Origin of the sequence: Pseudomonas sp. 29 (assembly GCF_002754355.1) — a bacterium.
Lineage (GTDB): Bacteria > Pseudomonadota > Gammaproteobacteria > Pseudomonadales > Pseudomonadaceae > Aquipseudomonas > Aquipseudomonas neuropathica.
In genome coordinates, this window is the sequence record NZ_PEEY01000001.1 from 649,783 (window position 1) to 670,988 (window position 21,206).

General features: G+C 60.5%; 17 protein-coding genes. 15 read left to right on the top strand and 2 right to left on the bottom strand.

Annotated elements, in window-relative coordinates:
• Nucleotides 1-131: 131 nt before the first annotated feature.
• A complete protein-coding gene (locus CLU80_RS03025; protein WP_008084932.1) occupies nucleotides 132-572 on the top strand; it encodes a CBS domain-containing protein in 441 nt (146 codons plus the stop codon).
• A 127-nt stretch (nucleotides 573-699) separates the two neighbouring features.
• Here CLU80_RS03025 and CLU80_RS03030 read toward each other — a convergent pair whose 3' ends face one another.
• Nucleotides 700-1,323: a glutathione S-transferase gene (locus CLU80_RS03030; protein WP_093433937.1), complete on the bottom strand. Its 624-nt coding sequence runs from the start codon at nucleotides 1,321-1,323 to the stop codon at nucleotides 700-702.
• 1,113 nt (nucleotides 1,324-2,436) lie between these two features.
• Between CLU80_RS03030 and CLU80_RS03035 the strand changes: the two genes are divergently transcribed.
• The 12 genes from CLU80_RS03035 to CLU80_RS03090 all read left to right on the top strand — a co-directional run bounded on the left by CLU80_RS03035 (nucleotide 2,437) and on the right by CLU80_RS03090 (nucleotide 15,687).
• The gene (locus CLU80_RS03035; protein ID WP_099756719.1) at nucleotides 2,437-3,261 is read left to right on the top strand and encodes an energy transducer TonB; all 825 of its coding nucleotides are present in this window, start codon (nucleotides 2,437-2,439) and stop codon (nucleotides 3,259-3,261) included.
• 67 nt (nucleotides 3,262-3,328) lie between these two features.
• A complete protein-coding gene (locus CLU80_RS03040) occupies nucleotides 3,329-4,015 on the top strand; it encodes a MotA/TolQ/ExbB proton channel family protein (protein WP_371748312.1) in 687 nt (228 codons plus the stop codon).
• Nucleotides 4,015-4,416 (top strand): ExbD/TolR family protein, encoded by a 402-nt coding sequence (locus CLU80_RS03045; RefSeq protein WP_007918272.1) that lies wholly within the window; start codon nucleotides 4,015-4,017, stop codon nucleotides 4,414-4,416. Before CLU80_RS03040 ends, CLU80_RS03045 begins: the two co-directional genes overlap by 1 nt.
• A 208-nt stretch (nucleotides 4,417-4,624) precedes the next feature.
• On the top strand, nucleotides 4,625-7,336 hold the full coding sequence (locus CLU80_RS03050) for a TonB-dependent receptor (protein WP_286079693.1): 2,712 nt from the start codon (nucleotides 4,625-4,627) through the stop codon (nucleotides 7,334-7,336).
• A gap of 151 nt (nucleotides 7,337-7,487) precedes the next feature.
• Nucleotides 7,488-9,353 carry an extracellular solute-binding protein gene (locus tag CLU80_RS03055; RefSeq protein WP_099756720.1) on the top strand — a complete coding sequence of 622 codons (1,866 nt, stop codon included), beginning with the start codon at nucleotides 7,488-7,490 and terminating at the stop codon, nucleotides 9,351-9,353.
• 1 nt (nucleotide 9,354) lies between these two features.
• The gene (locus tag CLU80_RS03060; protein WP_099756721.1) at nucleotides 9,355-10,419 is read left to right on the top strand and encodes a microcin C ABC transporter permease YejB; all 1,065 of its coding nucleotides are present in this window, start codon (nucleotides 9,355-9,357) and stop codon (nucleotides 10,417-10,419) included.
• Nucleotides 10,419-11,441 (top strand): ABC transporter permease, encoded by a 1,023-nt coding sequence (locus tag CLU80_RS03065; protein ID WP_099756722.1) that lies wholly within the window; start codon nucleotides 10,419-10,421, stop codon nucleotides 11,439-11,441. The genes CLU80_RS03060 and CLU80_RS03065 overlap by 1 nt, the downstream gene beginning before the upstream one ends.
• Before the next feature lies 1 nt (nucleotide 11,442).
• Nucleotides 11,443-13,077 (top strand): ABC transporter ATP-binding protein, encoded by a 1,635-nt coding sequence (locus CLU80_RS03070; RefSeq protein ID WP_099756723.1) that lies wholly within the window; start codon nucleotides 11,443-11,445, stop codon nucleotides 13,075-13,077.
• A 169-nt stretch (nucleotides 13,078-13,246) separates the two neighbouring features.
• Complete coding sequence (locus CLU80_RS03075; protein WP_093433916.1) at nucleotides 13,247-13,768, top strand: DUF3455 domain-containing protein; 522 nt, start codon at nucleotides 13,247-13,249, stop codon at nucleotides 13,766-13,768.
• A gap of 162 nt (nucleotides 13,769-13,930) precedes the next feature.
• On the top strand, nucleotides 13,931-14,464 hold the full coding sequence (locus CLU80_RS03080) for a sigma-70 family RNA polymerase sigma factor (RefSeq protein ID WP_099756724.1): 534 nt from the start codon (nucleotides 13,931-13,933) through the stop codon (nucleotides 14,462-14,464).
• Nucleotides 14,461-15,153 carry an anti-sigma factor gene (locus tag CLU80_RS03085; RefSeq protein ID WP_099756725.1) on the top strand — a complete coding sequence of 231 codons (693 nt, stop codon included), beginning with the start codon at nucleotides 14,461-14,463 and terminating at the stop codon, nucleotides 15,151-15,153. The genes CLU80_RS03080 and CLU80_RS03085 overlap by 4 nt, the downstream gene beginning before the upstream one ends.
• Nucleotides 15,154-15,285: 132 nt before the next feature.
• Nucleotides 15,286-15,687, top strand: coding sequence for a hypothetical protein (locus CLU80_RS03090; protein ID WP_099756726.1), 402 nt, complete (start codon nucleotides 15,286-15,288; stop codon nucleotides 15,685-15,687).
• A 70-nt stretch (nucleotides 15,688-15,757) separates the two neighbouring features.
• Here the strand turns inward: CLU80_RS03090 and CLU80_RS03095 are convergent, their stop codons facing one another.
• The gene (locus tag CLU80_RS03095) at nucleotides 15,758-16,849 is read right to left on the bottom strand and encodes a DUF1615 domain-containing protein (RefSeq protein WP_099756727.1); all 1,092 of its coding nucleotides are present in this window, start codon (nucleotides 16,847-16,849) and stop codon (nucleotides 15,758-15,760) included.
• A 221-nt stretch (nucleotides 16,850-17,070) separates the two neighbouring features.
• Between CLU80_RS03095 and CLU80_RS03100 the strand changes: the two genes are divergently transcribed.
• Together CLU80_RS03100 and CLU80_RS03105 are read left to right on the top strand one after the other, a co-directional pair.
• The gene (locus CLU80_RS03100) at nucleotides 17,071-19,275 is read left to right on the top strand and encodes a TonB-dependent receptor (RefSeq protein WP_099756728.1); all 2,205 of its coding nucleotides are present in this window, start codon (nucleotides 17,071-17,073) and stop codon (nucleotides 19,273-19,275) included.
• 394 nt (nucleotides 19,276-19,669) lie between these two features.
• On the top strand, nucleotides 19,670-21,205 hold the full coding sequence (locus tag CLU80_RS03105; protein ID WP_099756729.1) for an FAD-dependent oxidoreductase: 1,536 nt from the start codon (nucleotides 19,670-19,672) through the stop codon (nucleotides 21,203-21,205).
• Nucleotide 21,206: the final 1 nt, after the last annotated feature.

Below are 21,206 nucleotides of genomic sequence, written 5' to 3' on the forward strand. Positions count from 1 at the left end.
TAAATCGGCGTCAACCACGGAAAAAACCGGCGAATGACGTTTTTTGCGTGTTATCTGCCGCTTTGCCACCTTGCCCTGCGCGCTTGCGTCTACGATGCTTGGAGAACAACGACAACACCTGAGTAACCACCATGAAGACCGTCGCCCAACTGCTCAAGCTCAAAGATCAGAAAAATCAGGAAGTGCACCAGATCAAGCCTGATCACATGGTGCTCGAAGCGCTGATGAAGATGGCCGAAAAAAACGTCGGCGCCTTGCTGGTGGTCGAAGACGATAAGGTGGTCGGCATCATCAGTGAACGCGATTACGCGCGCAAACTGGTGCTGCATGGCCGCTCATCCGTGGGCACGCCGGTGCGCGATATCATGGTGGCGAACGTGATCACCGTCGACACCCACCAAACTGTCGACACCTGCCTGGGCATCATGTCTGACAAACGCCTGCGCCACTTGCCGGTGGTCGAGAACGGCAAGTTGATCGGCTTGCTGTCGATCGGTGACCTGGTCAAGGAAGCCATTGCCGAACAGGCGGAGCTGATCAAGCAGCTGGAGCAGTACATTCGCGGGGAATAACCCTTCAGGATCATCCCCTACCCCTGTGGGAGCGAGCTTGCTCGCGAAGGCGGAGTATCAGTCGACGCTTGTTTTTCTGACCCACCGCTTTCGCGAGCAAGCTCGCTCCCACAGGGTTCTTTAGCGGTCAGGACGGCCAATGCCGGGCAAACACCGGCGCCAGCACCGGATGCCGGTCAATCCGCTGCAACCACGCATAAAACCCCGGTCGCGTCTGGCGCAAATGCTCGCGACTGCCCGCCCAGCGTGTCACCACCGCCGCCAGCACATCCAGCGCCCCCGGCGTTTCGTCATCCAGATACAGCTCGGCGGAAAATTGGTCGGCAAACACCTCCCAACTCCAGTGCAAACGCTCGCGCGCGCCGGCGACCAGATTCTGCCGCGAGGCTTCGTCGGGCATCAGCAGCCAGCGCTCCGGATAATCGATGACGCCGATCGCTGCGTAGCAATTGCTGACGATATAGACCAGGCCGCGAATCGCCTGATCACGATCATTCGCCTTGGCTGGCAGCAGGCCGGACTTGGGAAATGTCAGGCCCAGATGAATCAGGATCGCCGCGCTCTCGGTGATGGCGCTGCCGTCGGGCAGTTGCAAGGTCGGTATCTGCTTGAGTGGATTGAGCTGCGCCAACGCCTCGGCAGCTTCGGTGCTGGCTTCGACATCAATGAAACGGTAAGCGATCTGGCACAGTTCCAGCGCCGCTTCGATGGCCGCCGCGCCTGAATTTCTGTGCCCATAGAGCTGGTACATATCCAATCCCCCCGAAAAAGCCATTGCCACAGGGTAGATGGCTGTAGCGTGGATGTAGAAATAATCTGCCTGTGTATCGGCTTTGGCACGGTTTTCCCATGCACTCGCGACTTGCGAATTCAAACCTCGCAAAACAGCGCTGGCGGTGCCCATCCCGCACCAAGAGCATTCATCGAACGCTATCCGCGTTCTTGTAAGGTGCGATACCGAACCAAAAGTTCGCGTATCCGAGCTGGCAACAAGGAGTTCACCGCGTGAATCTTCAAACGCTCTGCCGCATCACAGCCTATTTGCATTTATCCGTTCGCCGCCGAGTTCATCCGAACAGTCCCGGCTGCCTTCACACTTACTTTATTACCTGACACCTCGACAGCGCACTGCGTTCGCCAATGAGTTATTGGCCGACGGCAGCGTGCTATTTATTTTTTAAATAAGACTCGGACATTTACTACGCAAACGCAGTGCGCATTGAACGACAGCAGGATTGTCGAACAATAACTTTCAGCGCCACTTCAAGTGCACCAAAACTGCTCCACGGATTTGAACTATTCAATACTTTAAACAGTGATTTCATTTAACCAACAACAAGGAACATGCCCCGTGAGCCGCTAAAACATTGACCCGCACCAATTCGGTCCGCCGCGCACCAGCAAGTGCCCTGGCCGCAAGCCAAGCCGCCGCTCTATCCCGCCGATCAGCGTGATATGGCGCACAGCCTGACTCGCCTGTGAAAAAGCTCCCTCGACCGGAGTAACGGCAATCTGCGCGCCATGGAAAAACCACGACAAGGTTAAAACTTATATAAATGCGACATGGGTAACACTCATGAAATACGCACTCTACATTTCAGCAATATCTGGCACAGCGGTTGCTATGTGTAACAAGCATGAGACACCGACCGTTGTCTTACGCAATAGAAGAACAACCAGGGAATGGCCAATGAACACTCAAAGTCGATGACGCCAAGCCAGTAAGTTTGCACAAGCCTTGTTAACCGGATAGTTCAACTATCGGCTTCTGCTCACCTTGAAGAAAGTTGCACCCACCCACTCGAACATCTCCTGGATGTTCGGACGGCACCTTATTGCCCTTCATCAACCCGAGGGAGCTTTAATGAACGATGCGGTAAAGCACAGAACCCTGCCGGGGTCGTTGCGGGAAGCGCCAATTCCGCCGCCTCCGGGCAGGCCGGCGTTTAAAGCCAACACTTCGCAACCCGGCGGTCTGAATAAACAGCAGATGGTGTTGCTGGTGGCTGTGTCGGCGCTGATACACGGCGGCGCCTGGTGGTTTCTCCAGCAATCCAAAACAGAGCCATTGCCAACGCCACCGCAGATTCCGGAAATGACCGTCGAGCTGACCAGTCCGACGCCACCGGCACCGCCCACACCGGAACCGCCACCACCGCCTCCTCCGCCACCACCGCCGGAACCGGAACAACCGGTGGAAGACGAGGACGCGGTCAAGCCACCACCGAAACCGGTGGAGAAACCCAAGCCGATCGAAAAACCGAAACCGGTCGAAAAGCCGAAACCGGTGAAAAAGGTCGAGCCACCGAAAGCGCCACCGGCGCCGGCACAACCGGCGGCTCCTGCTGCCCCGGCTACCCCGAGCGCGCCACCGGCTCCTGCCGCCGCGCCGGGTCCGGTCAAGGAGTCGGCAGCGATTTCCGGTCTCGCCAGCCTTGGCAATCCGCCGCCGGAATACCCGTCGCTGGCACTGCGGCGCAACTGGGAAGGCAGCGTGGTGCTACGCATTCAGGTACTCGCCAACGGTCGCGCCGGCACGGTGACGGTGACCAAATCCAGCGGCAAGCCGCAACTGGATGAAGCCGCCGTCGCCGCTGTGAAGAACTGGAAGTTTATTCCGGCCAAACGCGGTGACACGCCGATCGACGGCTTCGCCACCCAGACCATCGATTTCAAATTGCCGCAATAACCGAACGCTCAATCAACGCACAACCGAATAACGCAAGCGAGGTGTCACCATGAACGATTTGTCTTCGATGATTGTCCCCGGCGTGCTCTGGGGTCTGGTGCTGTTTTCCGTGGTCAGCTGGGCGATCCTGCTGGTCAAGTCGGCGCAGTACCTGCGGCAGAAAGCGCAGAACAAACAATTCAGCAAAGCCTTCTGGGGCGCGCCGGATCTGCTCACCGCCGCCGAACACGCCAGCCAGTATCCGGGCTCGCTGGCGCGTATCGCCAGCAGCGGTTTCGAAGCGCTGCTGGTGGAAGATTCGCCGCGTACCACCCAGCAATTGGCGCACACCATCAACCGTTCGGATCGCCTGGAACGCAACCTGCGCCAGCAGATCCAGAAGGAACGCCGCTCGCTGGAAAACGGCCAGGCAATTCTCGCCAGTATCGGCAGCACCGCGCCGTTCATTGGTTTGTTCGGCACCGTGTGGGGAATCATGGAAGCGCTGAAAAGCATCGGCGAAACCGGTTCGGCCAGCCTGGAAGCGGTCGCCGGTCCCATCGGTCACGCGTTGATCGCCACCGGCGTCGGTATCGCTGTCGCCGTACCGGCGGTGCTGATTTACAACTTCTTCCTGCGTCGCTTGAAGCTCGCCTCGGCGGACATGGACGACTTCGCCCACGACTTCGACGCCCTCGCCTCGCGCAGTGCGTTTTCCATCAGCCGTCAGGCCATCGCCAGCAAAACCACGGCCGCCGTGCGGGAGGCCAGCTGATGTCCTTTTCCACTCAAGACAGCGATGAAGTGCTCAGCGAAATGAACGTCACGCCACTGGTTGACGTGATGCTCGTGCTGCTGGTGGTGTTCATCGTCACCGCGCCGCTGATGACCAACGCGATCAAGGTCAACCTGCCGAAAACCGACGCCGTCGCCCCCGCCGAGAAGAAGGATCCGGTGGTGGTCAGCGTCGATCAGGACGGCAAGTTCTATCTGGCGAAAACCGAGCTGGCCCCGGAATCACTGGAAGCCAGCCTCAAGGAGGTCAAGGCCAAGGACGCCGAAGTGCGCGTGCAGTTGCAGGCCGACTCCGCCGTCAATTACGGCCAGGTGGCGAAAGCCATGGCGTCGATCGAACGCTCGGGCATTACCAAGATTTCGGTGATGACCACCCACTGAGTGCGGTGGCGGCCGCGTACTGAAAACACGCGTCCGGCACCGCTGACCGAATCCCGTCGTAAACGGCCGACCGAAAAAACGCCACGCGTCTTCGGAGGGGATCGGCTTGCTTGAAGAAAGTGGTTTTCCGCACGCGGTATCACCGATAGCGGAGCAATGAGGGGCTCACAAGGCCAATTCGATAACGTCTAAAAAGTCGGAAATAACCATGCTGATGAACACTCCACGCTTCACGCTCAAACCATTGGTGGCAACGATTTCTCGTCACCGTTTTGTTCCGTTGTATCTGGTGGCCATGGGGATGGGCGCCGGGACTGTGCAGGCGGCCGAGGACGACAACGCTAACGTCCCGGCGGCTGCGGCGGTGGTTGCGCCGACCACGCAACTGCAACGGGTGGAAGTGACCGGTTCGGCGATTCGCCGGGTCGATGCGGAAACGGCGGTGCCGATCACCATTCTCAAGGCCGATGAGCTGCGCAAACAGGGCGTGACCACCACCGCCGAACTGGTGCAGCGCATCACCGGCAGCCAGTCGATCAACAACAGCGCCGGCTCCGTGGGCGCAGCCACTGGCGGCGCCTCATTCGCCGACATGCGCGGCATCGGCGCAAACAAGACGCTGGTGCTGCTCAACGGTCGACGCCTGGCCAACAACGCCTTGTCGGGGACCAACTCGGCCGGCGGCGCGGTGGATCTGAACATGATCCCGTTTGCCGCCATCGAACGTGTGGAAGTGCTGCGTGACGGCGCCTCGGCCTTGTACGGCACCGACGCCATCGGCGGCGTGATCAACTTCATCACCAAGAAATCCCTGACCGACGGCCAATTGACCCTCGGCGGCGAAACCCCGACCCACAGCGGTGGCGGCCAAACCAAAGACATGAGCGCCAGTTGGGGCTACGGCGATCTGGAAGAAGACCGCTTCAACGTTCTCGGCGTGTTCAACTACAACAAGCAGCAGAACCTCGACGCCAACGACCGCTCCTTCGCCACCGACTACGCCCCGGGTCGCGGCCTCGATCAGACCTCCGGCACCGCGTTTCCCGGCAACTACAGCCAGAACGGCAACGCCACCAACCCGCTGGCCAACAGCAATTGCAACGGGCCGAACCTGGTCGCCCGAGACGGCTTGTGCCGCTTCAGCACCCGCGAATACATCGACCTGGTGCCACAGACCGAGAAGACCTCGTTCTTCGGCAAAACCACCGGCAAACTCGGCGACGATCACAACGTCAATCTCGAGTACTTCTGGTCGCGCAACAACAACGCCACGGCGATTGGCCCTGCGCCGTTGACCGGCCTGAGCCTCGACAGCTCGTCGCCCTACTACCCCGGCAACGGCATCACCCCAGCGCCGACCGATTTCGCCCTCGACCCGACCCAACCGGTCGACGTCAACTGGCGTGAAACTGCGGCCGGCCCGCGTGAATCGAAAGACCAGAACACCAGCCAGCGCTTCCTGCTCAGTTTCGATGGTCTGGTTGGCGGCTGGGATTACAACGTCGGCGCTTCGTACAACCAGAACAAAATCGTCTCCAGCGTCACCAATGGCTTTGTCAGCGACCAGGCGATGATCAATGGTCTGGCCAGTGGTTTGCTCAACCCGTTCGGCCCGCAGTCCGCCGCCGGTCAGCAGTACATCGACAACGCGGCCTACCACGGTGCCTACTCCACTGCTGTGGGTCGTGTCGCCGGTTTTGATGGTCGTATCAGTCGTGAAATCGGCGACTGGTTCGGCGCCGGCCCGTCCGGTCTGGCACTGGGTGGCGAATACCGCAAAGAGAAATTCCATCAGGACTTCGAGTCGTTCGCCGGCGACATCCAGAGCCTCGGCATCGACCCCAACGGCAGTGTCGAGGGCGACCGCAGCGTCAAAGCCGCCTACGCGGAAATCAACGTGCCGGTGCTCGACAGCCTCGAACTGTCCGCCGCCGTGCGTCACGACAAATACAGCGACTTCGGCAGCACCACCAACCCGAAATACTCGTTCCGTTATCAGCCGTTGAAAGAGCTGGTGGTGCGTGGCGCCTACAGTGAAGGCTTCCGGGCGCCGTCGCTGTACGAGCTGTATTCGCCGCGCAGCATCACTTTCACTCAGGGTTACTACAACGACCCGGTGCTGTGTACTGGCGGCGTGGTGCAACCGGGCGGTAACGGCGGCCGTGATTGCGGTCAGCAGTTCCTCAATCAGATTGGCGGCAACGAAGATCTGGCCCCGGAAAAGGCCCGTAACGTGACCCTCGGCTTCGTCTATCAGCCGATCAACAACCTCTCGGTGGGTCTGGATTTCTGGTGGATTCACATCTCCAACCAGATCCAGCCGTTCCCGGAATCCACCGTGTTTGATCAGGCCGGTTCCTACCCGGACCGCTTCGTGCGCAACGCCGACGGCACGCTCAACTACATCGTCACCGGCAACGCCAACCTCGGTATCGTCGAAACCAACGGTGTCGATGTGTCGCTGGATTATCGCTTTCCGAACACGCCGTACGGTCAGTTCGGTCTGGGCCTGCAAGGCACCTACGTCGATGAATACGACTTCCAGAGCACCATCAAAGGCCCGTTCACCGACAAGGTCGGCGACTTCCAGGGTGACGGCGTGATCGCGCGCTGGAAGCACAACCTCACCGGCAGCTGGACCTTCGGCGCGGCGCGGGCGGCACTGACCAACCGCTTCACCACGGGTTACAACGACTACGACCGCGACACCCACGCACGCGTGGCGTCGTATTCGGTGTGGGACCTGTCGGCCGGCTACACCTTCAACAAGGTGCTGGATGTCGATGCCGGGATGAAGAACGTATTCGACCGCAACCCGCCGTTCTCCAACCAGGCCTACAACTTCCAGAGCGGCTATGACCCGCGCTACACCGACCCGCTGGGCCGCACCTTGTTTGCGCGCATGACTTACCACTTCTAACCAAGAGCACCGCAAACCCAATGTGGGAGCGAGCTTGCTCGCGAATGCGGTGTATCAGTCAACACATCCTTCACTGATACACCGCATTCGCGAGCAAGCTCGCTCCCACAGGGGGGGTCGGGTTCCTTCAGGGATTTTGAGGAGTGATTGCATGAGTTTTTTGCGCAACATGGCTGGCTTGCTGCTCGGCAGTGCGCTGCTGTGCACCGGCACCTCGGCGCTGGCCGCTGGCAGCTATGCGCTGACGGTGTACGGCGAGGCGCCGAAGTATCCGGCGAACTTCCAGCACTTTGATTTCGTCGATCCCAACGCGCCGAAGGGCGGTTCGCTCAGTCGCGCGTCGATGGAGATCGGCCAGTACAACTACATCAGCCCGTATGCCGATCAGGGCATTTCCGTGGTGCAGGTCAACGACTGGGTGTATTCGCCGCTGGCGTTCCGTTCACTCGACGAGCCGTACACCGTTTACGCACTGGTCGCGCAGCAGATCGAGCGCGATCCCGATGGACTCTGGGTGCGCTTCACCCTCAATCCAAAAGCACGTTTCGCCGACGGTACACCGATCACCGCCGAAGACGTGCGCTACACCTTCAACCTGTTGATGACCAAAGGCAGCCTGAGTTATCGCCAGCAATACGCCGATGTGCAGGACGTGCTGATCGAAGGCCCACGGCAGGTGCGCTTCACCTTCAAGAACAACCTCAACCGCACCTTGGCGCTGGATCTGGCGACGATGCGCGTGGTCCCCGAGCACTGGTGGAAAACTCGCGACTTCGCCAATGGCGGCGGTTTCGAGCCACCGCTGGGCAGCGGCCCGTACCGGGTCAGCAAGGTCGACGCCGGGCGCAGCATCAGTTTCGAGCGCGATCCGGACTGGTGGGGCAAAGACCTGCCGGTCAGTCGCGGGATGTACAACTTCGACACGCTCACGGTGAATTTCTACGGTGACACCGACGTCGCCCGCCAACTGCTGCAGGCCGGCGCGTTCGACTACAACCGCGAGTTCTCCTCGTCCGGTTATGTGGTCGGCTATGACAGCCCGGCATTGCGCGACGGTCGTTTGCAACAGTCGATCCTCGCCCCGGACAAACCCACTGCCGCTCAGGGCTTCGTGTTCAACCTGCAGAACCCGTTCTTCAAGGATCGCCGCGTGCGTCAGGCGATCAGCCTGCTGTGGGATTTCGAGTGGACCAACAAACAGATGATGCGCGGCTTCTACGTGCGCCAGAACAGCTTCTGGCCGAAGAGCGAAATGGCCGCCACCGCCCTGCCCGACGCCGAAGAATTGAAGATCCTCGAACCGCTGCGTGGGCAGATTCCCGACGAGGTTTTCACCACGGTCTATGAAGCGCCGAAAACCGACGGCAGCGGCTACATTCGCGACAAGCAACTGCAAGCGTTGCAGCTGCTCGCCGAGGCCGGCTGGACGCCGCAACACAATCGTCTGGTCAACGCTGACGGCGAGCCGCTGGAGTTCACTTTTCTCGACGGTCAGGGCGGCTTCGACCGCATGTTGCTGCCGTTCAAACGCACCCTCGCGCAGATCGGCATCACCCTCAATTTGCGGCGCATCGATTCAGCGCAATACGTCAACCGCCTCAACGCCCGCGACTACGACATGATCGTCACCAGTTTCCCGCGCAGCGGCGATCCGATCGTCTCTCCCGGCCGCGAGTTGTACAGCCTGTACGCCTCGCAAAGCGCCACGCAAGTCGGCAGTTCGAACTCGATGGTGCTGGCCAATCCGGCGGTCGATCAACTGATTGACGGACTGGTCCAGGCCAACAGCCGCGAAGCCATGGTGCATTACGCCCGCGCCCTCGATCGGGTGCTGCAATGGGGTTACTACATGATTCCCAACTACTACTCCAAAGGCACACCGACGGTGTATCAGAACCGCTTCGGCATGCCGGCCGTGCAACCGGCGTACGACGAAGGCCTCAACACCTGGTGGGAGGTCTCGGCCAAGGCGTTGACCACGCATCAGATGCACAGCCAGCTTGCGGGGGGCCAGTGACATGTTGCGTTATCTGAGTCGACGTTTGCTGCTGATCATCCCGACGCTGCTGTGCATTCTGGTGGTGAATTTTCTGATTGTGCAGGCCGCGCCGGGTGGGCCGGTGGAGCAGGCGATTGCCCGCTTGCAAGGCTTCGGCGGGCACAGCATGGGCGGTGGTGGCGAGGTTACTGCAATTGGCGGCGCCGGGCGCAGCAGCCGTGGCCTCGATCCGGCGCTGATCGAGGAGATCAAACACCATTACGGCTTCGACAAACCGATGCACGAACGTTTGTGGCTGATGCTGAAAAACTATGCGCAGATGGATCTGGGCAGCAGTTTTTTTCGCGGCGCCAAGGTCACTGATCTGATCGTGCAGAAGTTGCCGGTCTCGCTGTCGCTGGGTTTATGGGCGACGCTGATCACTTACCTGATTTCCATTCCGCTGGGCATTCGCAAAGCGATAAGGAACGGCAGCGCGTTTGATGTCTGGAGCAGCACGGCGATCATCATCGGCTATGCGATGCCGGCGTTTCTCTTCGCGATTCTGTTGATCGTGGTGTTTGCCGGTGGCAGCTACGTCAACTGGTTTCCGGTGCAAGGGCTGGTCTCGGACAACTTCGACAGCCTCAGCACATTGGGCAAGGTCGGCGACTACCTCTGGCACCTGGTGCTGCCAGTGACGGCGCTGGTGATCGGCGGCTTTGCGACGTTGACGATCCTGACCAAGAACAGCTTCCTCAACGAGATCAGCCGTCAGTACGTGATCACCGCACGGGCCAAGGGTTTGACCGAGAGGCGCGTGCTCTACGGCCATGTGTTTCGCAACGCAATGCTGTTGGTGGTGGCCGGTGTGCCGTCGGCACTGATCGAGGTGTTTTTCGCCGGTTCCCTGCTGATCGAAACCATCTTCAACCTCGACGGCCTCGGGCGCATGAGCTACGAAGCGGCGGTATCGCGCGACTACCCGGTGGTGTTCGGCGCGCTGTTTCTGTTCACCCTGTTCGGCCTGTTGATCAAGCTGATCGGCGACCTCTGCTACACCCTGCTCGACCCGCGCATCGACTTCTCGGCGAGGACTGCCTGATGTTCACTCTTTCTCCTCTCGGTCAGCGTCGCGTTGCGCAATTCAAGGCCAATCGGCGCGGACGCTGGTCGTTGTGGCTGTTTATCGGACTGTGCCTGATTTGTCTGGGCGGTGAGTTGATCGCCAACGACAAGCCGCTGGTGATCCGTTATCACGACGCCTTTTACTTCCCGATCCTCAGCGATTACCTGGAAACCGATTTCGGCGGCGAGCTGCCGTTTCAACCGGATTACGCCAGCAGTTACGTACACAAGCTGATTGAGGATCAGGGCGGCTGGATGCTGTTTCCGCCGATCCCGTTCAGTTACGACACGGTCAATTACGACCTCAGCGAACCGGCACCGAGTCCGCCGTCATCGAGCAATTGGCTGGGCACCGATGATCAGGCGCGCGACGTGTTGGCACGGGTGATTTTCGGCACGCGGATTTCGATTCTGTTTGCGCTGATCCTCACTGGCATCAGTGCGTTGATTGGCATCGTTGCCGGGGCATTGCAGGGTTATTACGGCGGTTGGGTCGACTTGCTCGGACAACGGCTGCTGGAGATCTGGTCGGGGTTGCCGGTGCTGTACCTGCTGATCATTTTGTCCGGGTTTGTCTCGCCGAGTTTCTGGTGGTTGCTGGGGATCATGGCGTTGTTTTCCTGGCTGGCGCTGGTCGATGTGGTGCGTGCCGAGTTTCTGCGCGGACGCAATCTGGAATACGTCAAAGCCGCGCGAGCGCTAGGCCTGACCGACAACGAACTGATGTGCCGGCACATCCTGCCCAACGCGATGACCTCCACCCTCACCTACCTGCCGTTCATTCTCACCGGCGCCATCGCCACCCTGACTGCGCTGGATTTTCTCGGCTTTGGCATGCCGGCCGGCACTGCGTCGCTGGGCGAATTGATCGGTCAGGCCAAGCGCAATCTGCAAGCGCCATGGCTGGGGCTAACGGCGTTTTTTGCGTTGGCACTGATTCTGTCCTTGTTGGTTTTTATTGGTGAGGCTTGCCGTGATGCATTCGATCCCCGGAGCTGAGATGAACGACAATTTGATCGAGATCCGCGATCTGCGCGTGGCCTTCGCCGGGCAGGAAGTGGTGCACGGTTTGAACCTCGATATTCGCCGCGGCGAGTGTCTGGCACTGGTCGGTGAATCCGGCTCGGGCAAGTCGGTGACGGCGCATTCGATTCTGCGTTTGTTGCCGGGCAAGAACGTCAGCAGCAGCGGCGCGATCCGCTACAACGGCGTGGACTTGTTGCACGCCAGCGAGCAGCATATGCGCGGCCTGCGCGGCAACCGCATTGCGATGATTTTCCAGGAGCCGATGACCTCGCTGAATCCGCTGCACACCGTGGAAAAGCAAGTCAGCGAAGTACTGGAAATTCACAAAGGCCTCAAGGGCCGCGCTGCCCGCGAACGGACTCTGGAGCTGCTGGAACTGGTCGGCATTCGCCAGCCGTTGCAGCGTTTGAAAGCCTATCCACATCAGCTTTCCGGCGGACAACGGCAACGGGTGATGATCGCCATGGCGCTGGCCAACGAGCCGGAACTGTTGATCGCCGATGAGCCGACCACGGCGCTGGATGTCACGGTGCAGCAGAAGATTCTCGAACTGCTGATCGAGTTGCAGCAACGGTTGGGCATGTCGCTGTTGCTGATCAGCCATGACCTCAATCTGGTCCGGCGCATCGCGCAACGGGTGTGCGTGATGCGCCAGGGCGAGATCGTTGAGCAGGCCGATTGCGAAACGCTGTTTCGCGCGCCGCAGCATCCTTACAGTCGCTTGCTGATCGAGGCGGAACCCAGCGGCGCGCCGGTGCCGAGTGAGTACGATCACAACCTGCTCGAAGTCGATGATTTGAAGGTGTGGTTTCCGTTGCCCAAGGCGTTGTTCAGCCGGCAGCAGGATTACATCAAAGCGGTGGACGGGGTCAGTTTCGCTCTGCAACGGGGCAAGACCTTGGGGATTGTCGGTGAGTCGGGTTCGGGTAAATCGACGCTGGGTCAGGCGATCCTGCGGTTGGTCGAGTCCGAGGGCAATATCCGATTCGGTAACAAACAACTGAGCCTGCTCAATCAGCGTTTGATGCGGCCGTTGCGGCGGCAGATTCAAGTGGTGTTCCAGGACCCGTTCGGCAGCCTCAGCCCACGGATGTCGGTGCAGCAGATCATTGCGGAAGGCTTGCTGACTCACGGTATCGGCACTGAGGCTGAGCGGGAAGCGGCGGTGATCCGGGTGCTGGAGGAAGTCGGCCTCGATCCGCAGAGCCGCCATCGTTATCCCCACGAGTTTTCCGGCGGCCAGCGCCAACGCATTTCCATCGCCCGCGCACTGGTGCTGGAGCCGGCGCTGATTCTGTTGGATGAACCGACGTCGGCGCTGGATCGCACGGTGCAGAAACAGGTGGTGGAGTTGTTGCGGCAGTTGCAGATCAGGCATGGGCTGACCTATTTGTTCATCAGCCATGATCTGGCGGTGGTACATGCGCTGGCGCATGACTTGATGGTGATCAAGGATGGCAAGGTGGTGGAGCAGGGTTCGTCGCGGGAGATTTTTGCCGCGCCCAAACACCCTTATACCCAGGAACTCCTGAAAGCCTCCGGCCTCAAGCCCGACACAAAACCCTGTAGGAGTGAGCCTGCTCGCGATAGCGGTATTCCAGTGACATGAGTGCTGCCTGACCCACCGCCATCGCGAGCAGGCTCACTCCTACAGGGATGGTGGTGAGTCATTGAAATTTATTTTTCAGGCACTGCATCCAAACGCCTCCGTCACGGGTAGTCCCTGTAACAGCCCTCTTCGGCTGTCAGCGGTCTACCCTTTTTTGGAGATAACACTGATGAACATCACCCAGCTGATTGGCCTCACCGGTTTGCTCGCCCTGTCCTCGACGACCTTCGCCCAAAGCAGCTATCCCGACGCGATCAAAGTGCCGGATGGCCACAAGATTGCGATGGAAACCACCGGCGTCGGCGAGATCACCTACGAGTGCCGCGACAAGCCTAACGCGGCCGGGCAGACCGAGTGGACGTTTGTCGGTCCGAAAGCGGTGCTCAATGATCGCAGCGGCAAGCAGGTCGGCACCTACTTCGGCCCGCCAGCGACCTGGCAGGCCAAGGACGGTTCGAAAGTCACCGGCACGCAACTGGCCGTGGCGCCGTCGACTCCTGGCAACCTGCCCTATCAACTGGTCAAGGCCAACCCCGCCGAGGGTAAAGGCGCGATGAGCGGCGTGAGTTACATCCAGCGTGTCGCGCTCAAGGGCGGCGTGGCGCCGGGCAGCGAATGCACGACGGCGAACAAGGGCAAGCAGGAAGTGGTGAAGTATCAGGCCGATTACATTTTCTGGGCGGCGAACTGACTTCTGGCACCACTGATAAACCCTGTGGGAGCGAGCTTGCTCGCGAAGGCGGAGTGTCAGTCAACACAGTCTTCTCTGACCGGCCGCCTTCGCGAGCAAGCTCGCTCCCACAGTGGTCAATGGGTTCTGGATGTTTACGGAATGTGAGCTAGATTGCACGACATGCCTTTAGCCGAATCCGTTTTCGATTACGAAGCCCGCCTCGCTGCTTGTGCCCGTGGCGAGCGTTCGGCCCTGCGCGATTTGTATGTGCAGGAAGGTCCGCGTCTGCTCGGCGTGGCCAAGCGCCTGGTGCGCGATACGGCGCTGGCGGAGGACATCGTTCATGAGGCCTTCATCAAAATCTGGAACGGCGCGGCGGGGTTTGATCCGGCGCGCGGTTCGGCGCGTGGCTGGATGTTCAGCGTGACCCGGCATCTGGCGCTGAATCTGCTGCGTGATCACGGCCGGGAAACGCCGTTCAGCGAGGCCCACGAAACCGCTGCGGACGATGCCAGCTTCGACGCCCACGCGCATTCGGCGCGCATCCACCATTGCCTTGAACAGCTGGAGCCACAACGGCGCAGTTGCGTCCTGCATGCTTACGTCGACGGCTACAGCCACGCGCAGATTGCCGCGCGCCTCGACACGCCGCTGGGCACCGTCAAAGCGTGGATCAAGCGCAGCCTCAATGCCTTGCGGGAGTGCGTGGGATGACCAGCGAATCAGCGCAGGAACGAGATGAACTGGCCGGCGAATATGTGCTCGGCACGCTGTCGTTCGAACAGCGCAGCGAGGTGCAACGGCGCTTGCCGAATGATCCGCAATTGCGCGCAGCGGTAGACGCCTGGGAACGGCGTCTGCTGGAGCTGACGGATCTGGCCGAACCGCAGCAACCCTCGGCGCAGTTGTGGCAACGCATCGAGCGCAGTGTCGGGCGACTGGCGCGGCAAGCACCTTCAACTTCATGGTGGAACCTGCTGCCGCTCTGGCGTGGGTTGAGCGCAGCCGGTTTGGCCGCCACGTTGATTCTGGGTTCGATCCTGCTGACCCAGACCACGCCGAAACCCAGCTATCTGGTAGTGCTGGTTGCGCCGCAGGACAAGGCCCCGGGCTGGGTGATTCAGGCGAGCAACTCGCGGGAAATTCAGTTGATTCCGCTCGGTGTGGTTGAGGTGCCGGCGGACAAGGCGCTGGAATTCTGGACCAAGGCTGACGGCTGGCAGGGGCCGGTTTCGCTAGGGTTGGTCAAGCCTGGACAGGCGTTGTCGGTGCCGTTGGACAAGTTGCCGCCGCTGCAACCCAATCAGCTATTCGAGCTGACACTTGAGGGCGCCAATGGCTCGCCGATCGGCAAACCGACCGGGCCGATTCAGGCGATCGGGCGCGCTGTGAAGGTGCTGTGAGGCTCTGCTCTGCGGCTCCTGGCTACCATCATCGGCATCGATGTTCACCATCACGGCAATGAAGTTCTCATAAAAAATCCCGGGCGTAACATCTGCTCCATACCAACCAACAACACCCCGGAGCACACCATCATGAAACGCCAAACTCTTCTCGGAATCGCTTTCTCGGTCTTCGCTATCAACGCTTTCGCCGCTACCCCGGCCCACACCATGATCGCCGAAGGCGGCTCGGACAAACTGATCGAAAGCCGTTTGGCTGAAGGTGGTTCGGATCGTCTGCTTGAACGTCGCGTTGCTGAAGGTGGTTCGGATCGTCTGCTCGAACGCCGCGTTGCCGAAGGTGGCGCTGATCGTCTGCTTGAACGTCGCGTTGCTGAAGGTGGCTCGGATCGTCTGATCGAACGCCGTGTTGCTGAAGGTGGTTCTGATCGTCTGCTCGAACGTCGCGTCGCTGAAGGTGGCGCTGATCGTCTGCTCGAACGTCGCGTTGCTGAAGGTGGCTCGGATCGTCTGATCGAACGTCGCGTTGCCTGATGATTGGCTGTAAGCGCAACAACCCAGAGAAACCCGGCTCCCTTGGCCGGGTTTTTTATGTCTGCCTGATTTATCCGGCCTTGGCCATGCAGCGCTTGTAGCGCTCGTCCACGCGCTTGGCGAACCACGCTGTGGTGAGTTTGCGGGTGATCTTCGGGCTCTGCAGCACGATCCCCGGCAACACCGCGCGCGGCAGCTTTTTCCCCTCCGCTTGCTCCGCCAGTTCGAACACTCGCTGATAGAGCTTGGTCTCTTCGAATTCCAGGGTTTTGCCCTTCTCCAATTGGTCGCGAATCGTCGGGTTGCGCATGCCCAGCGACTTGCCGAGGGTGCGCACCGCCAGTTCCGTGCCGCCGGGCATGATCGAGTCGTAGCGGATCAGGTCGCCATCGAGCGCCAGCGGGATGCCCGAAGCGCGGCTCACCGCATTCTGAAACGCGGCATTGCGACTGGCGTACCAACCGGCGTTGAAATCGGCAAACCGATACAGCGGCTCGCGATAACTCACCGGATAACCGAGCAAATGTGCGATGCCGAAATACATGCCACCACGGCGGCTGAACACTTCACGGCGGATCGTGCCGTCAACCGGATACGGATAATCCTTGGCGTGCTGTTCGGCAAATTCGATGCTGACCTGCATCGGCCCGCCGGTGTGCACCGGGTTGAAGCCACCGAACAGCGTGCGCCCCATCGGCACCCGGCCGATGAAGTCGTCGAAAATACCACTGAGTTCTTTCTCACTGCGCGCCGCATTCAAGCGTTCGCTGTAGGTCTTGCCGTTAGTTGAGCGCACTTGCAACGCGCCGCTGACCAACAGGCTGGGGATGTGCACTTTAGCGGCGCGACGGTCGATTTCGTCGCGGGCGATCTTGCCTAGGCCGGGCACCGTGGGGTCGGCCTGAAAGGTAGATTCCTGTTCGGCGACGGCCAGCACAGAACAGAGGTTTTGCGTGGTCGGGCTGATGTTCTGCGCGGCAAATGCAGCGTAGATATCGGTGGCCCAGCCTTGCCGATCGGCAGTCTTGGCCGGCATCAGCCGCACGATCTCGGCCTTCACTTCAGCAGGCGCACGGGGCACCGGTTCCTGGCTGCGTTGCCCGGCGCAACCGGCGAGCACCAGTAGTGCGGCGAGGGTGATCGGTAATTGAAAGTTGTGCATGAAGCTTTATCCAGTCCGTTAAGCCCAAACCACCATACACAATCCGTGTAGGAGCTGCCGCAGGCTCCTACACAGGAATGCGGGTATTGAAGGGGTGATGACAAACTGATTGCAAGTCGCTACTGAGAAAACCTATCATTTGCACCTGGAGTCGCATTTGCGCAAGGAGTTCCCGCGCCGCCCTTATTTTTCTCACCGGCCGTGCGCCTCCAGGTCCCTAAATGCCCGTTCCAGCTCGACTCGCCGTCCCGTTTCGCCCGACGCTTCTCGCCCTGCTGTGCTCCCTGACTGTCACCGCTCACGCCGCAGACGGCGATAACAAGGCGCTGGTGCTGGACGACGTCAACGTCAATGCCCAAGCCCCGACGCCTAACGCCCTGCCCCCGGTTTACGCGGGTGGCCAGGTCGCCCGTGGCGGCCAGCTCGGCGTGCTGGGCAATCAGGACATGATGGACGTGCCGTTCAGCGCCGCCTCCTACACCGAACAATTGATTCAGGATCAGCAGGCCGAAGACGTCGCCGACGTATTGCTCAACGATTCGTCGGTGCGTCAGGCCTCCGGTTTCTCTAACCAGGCGCAGATTTTCATGATCCGCGGCCTGCCGCTGACCGGCGACGACATTTCCTATAACGGCCTCTACGGTGTTCTGCCACGGCAGATCATTTCCACCGACGCGCTGGAGCGCGTGGAAGTGTTCAAAGGCCCGAACGCCTTTATCAATGGCGTAACGCCGACCGGTTCCGGCATCGGCGGCGGCGTCAACCTGCAACCGAAACGCGCCGGCGATGTGCCGCTGCGTCGTTACACCACCGACATCAACAGCGAAGGCCGTATCGGTCATCACTTCGACATTGGCCAGCGCTTCGGTGAAGACAACCGCTTCGGTGCACGGATTAACCTGTCCCAGCGCGAAGGCGACACCGGCATCGATCACGAAAACCAGCGCTCGAAACTGTTCGCCATCGGCCTCGATTATCGCGGTGATGCCCTGCGCATTTCCGGCGATTTCGCGTATCAAAAAGAACGCGTCAACGGTGGCCGCAACTCGGTCAACCTCGGCACTGCCACGCACATTCCGGATGCGCCGTCGGCCGACACCAACTACGCGCCGAAGTGGGGTTACACCGACATCGAAGACACCTTCGGCATGCTCCGCGCCGAATACGACCTGAATGACAACTGGACCGCCTACGCGGCCGGCGGCGCCAAGCACACCCGCGAAGTCGGGCGCTACAACTCGACCACCCTGGTCGGCAACAACGGCGCTTCGTTCACCACTGGCTCGTTCATTCCGCACGATGAAGACAACACCAGCGTCATGGCCGGCCTCAACGGTAAATTCAACACTGGCGCGGTCAGCCACAAGCTCAACTTCGGCCTGACCGGAATCTGGGCCGAACAACGCAGCGCCTATGATTTCGACCTGACCAAGTACGCCAACAACATCTACCACCCGGTACAGACGCCGTCGCCAGTGGGCAATTTTGCCGGCGGCGACTTGAATGATCCGGGCATCGTCGGCAAGACCTTCAACCGCAGCATCGCACTCTCCGACACCCTCGGTTTCTTCGATGATCGCCTGCTGGTCACCGCCGGCCTGCGTCGCCAGCAACTGGTGGTGCAAGGCTACAACTACGCCAGTTGGGGCAGCGGCGGCCGCAAGTCGAGCTACGACGAATCGATTACCACACCGGTCTACGGTGTGGTGTTCAAGCCGTGGGAACACGTGTCGTTCTACGCCAACCACATCGAAGGCCTGGCCCAGGGCCCAACCTCGCCGACCAGCACCGGCGGCTTTCGCGTGACCAACGGCAACGAAGTCTACGCACCGGCGCGTTCCAAGCAGACCGAAGTCGGGGTGAAAGTCGACATGGGCACTTACGGCGCCAGCCTGGGTGTCTATCGCATCGAACAGCCGAGCGATGGTTACTGCGAAATCGACAGCGCCACCACCTGCACCTACGTGCGTGAAGGCGAGCAGATCAACAAAGGCGTGGAAATGAACGTGTTCGGCGAGCCGATCCAGGGCCTGCGTCTGATCAGCGGTCTGACCCTGATGGACACCGAACTGAAGAACACCCTCAACGGCGCCAACGACGGCAACCGTGCGATCGGTGTGCCGACCTTCCAGTTCAACGCTGGTGCGGATTGGGACGTGCCGGGTCTGCAAGGTGTAGCGCTGAATGCGCGGATGCTGCGCACTGGCGGTCAATACGCGGATGCGGCGAACAATCTGAGCCTGCCGACCTGGAACCGCTTCGATGCGGGGGCGCGTTATGCGTTCAAGATGTCGGAGAAGGACGTGACGTTGCGTCTGGGTGTGGAGAATCTGGCGAACAAGAAGTACTGGGAATCGGCTCAGGGTGGGTATCTGACTCAGGGTGAGCCGCGGGTTGCCAAGTTGTCCGGCACCATTGATTTTTAAAGCTGAAAAGCCCCTCACCCTAGCCCTCTCCCAGAGGGAGAGGGCTAGGGTGAGGGGCTTTTCAGCTACGCCGACGTGTGCCACCAAGTCGAACTCAGGTTTTGAAAGGCACCCAAATCGGCTCCCTTCCCCCCTCGCTTTTTAAAGGAGAGGGGACTGACAGGGGTGTTCTTTCGAGTTAAGCCGACATGTGCAATCGAATTGAACTCAGGTTTTGAACGGCCCCCAAATCGGCTCCCTCTCCCTCGGGAGAGGGCTGGGGTGAGGGGCCCGTATTTACGTCACACAACAGCCCCCCAGCCGAACACCATCAAAACATCCCCGTCTGGCCGATCAACTGGCCAGCCTCTCCTTCTGATCCATACTTGCTGCACAGCAAACGGAGGACAGGCCCATGAACCGCAGCGACGTTCTGATCATCGGCGCCGGCCCGACCGGGCTGGTGCTGGCCCTGTGGCTGAGCAAACTGGGCGTGCGCGTGCGGATCATCGACAAGGCCTCCGCGCCCGGTACCACGTCGCGAGCGCTGGCGGTGCAGGCGCGCACCCTCGAGTTGTACCGGCAACTGGACCTCGCCGACACCGTGGTGCGCAACGGCCATCGGGTGGCGGCGGCGAATTTCTGGGTCAACGGCAAACCGATCGCGCAGTTGCCGCTCAATCGCATCGGCGAAGGCCTGACGCCCTACGCATTCGTCGAAATCTTCCCGCAGGATGAGCACGAACGGCTGCTGATCGAACGCCTCGAAGATTACGGCGTCACGGTCGAACGCGACACGACGCTGGAAAGCTTCGAGGAAACCGGCGACGGCCTCACCGCGCACTTGCGCCTGCCCGATGGCGAGCAGGAAATCTGCCAGGCCTGTTATCTGGCGGGATGTGATGGCGCCCGCTCAGTGGTGCGCAAAACCCTCGACACCGGTTTTCCCGGCGGCACCTATCAGCAGATTTTCTACGTCGCCGACGTCAAGGCCAGCGGCCCGGCGATGAACGGCGAGTTGCACCTGGATCTGGATGAGGCGGACTTCCTCGCCGTGTTTCCCCTGGCCGGCGAAGGCCGCGCGCGGCTGATCGGCACGGTGCGTGATGAGCGCGCGGATCGCGCCGAAAGCCTGGAATTCTCCGACGTCAGCAGCCGTGCCATCGAACACCTGAAAGTGCATATCGAAGACGTGCACTGGTTCTCGACCTACCGCGTGCATCACCGCGTGGCCGAGCATTTTCGCAGCGGTCGTGCGTTTCTGCTCGGCGATGCCGCGCATGTGCATAGCCCGGCGGGCGGTCAGGGCATGAACACCGGCATTGGCGACGCGATCAATCTGGCGTGGAAACTCGCCGCCGTGCTCAGCGGTGCCGCCGAACCAAACCTGCTCAACAGCTACGAAACCGAACGCATTGCCTTCGCCCGCCGACTGGTGTCGACCACCGACAAAGTCTTCAGTTTTGTCACCGCCGAGGGACGCATGGCCGATCTGCTGCGCATGCGTGTGGCACCGTTTCTGATCCCGAAAATGGCTTCGTTCGAGGCCAGTCGCGAGTTCCTTTTTCGCACCGTGTCACAAGTCACCCTCAACTATCGCGGCATGCCGCTGAGCCAGGGCGCGGCCGGCCATGTGCATGGCGGCGATCGCTTGCCGTGGGCGCATGATGGTGAGGGGGATAATTACGAACCGCTAAGGCAACCGTGCTGGCAGGTCCATGTGTACGGCGACACCAGCGACGAAATGATCGCCTGGTGCAATGAACACCATTTACCGCTGCATGTGTTCGACTGGCGCCCGGCGTTTGAAGCGGCAGGATTAGGGCGCAACGGTTTTTATCTGCTGCGCCCGGATACTTATGTGGCGATTGCCGAAAGCAGCGCGGACCCGAAAGTGATTGAACGCTACTTCCGCGATCACGGCATCCGGCCCTACTTCAACTGCCCCTGAC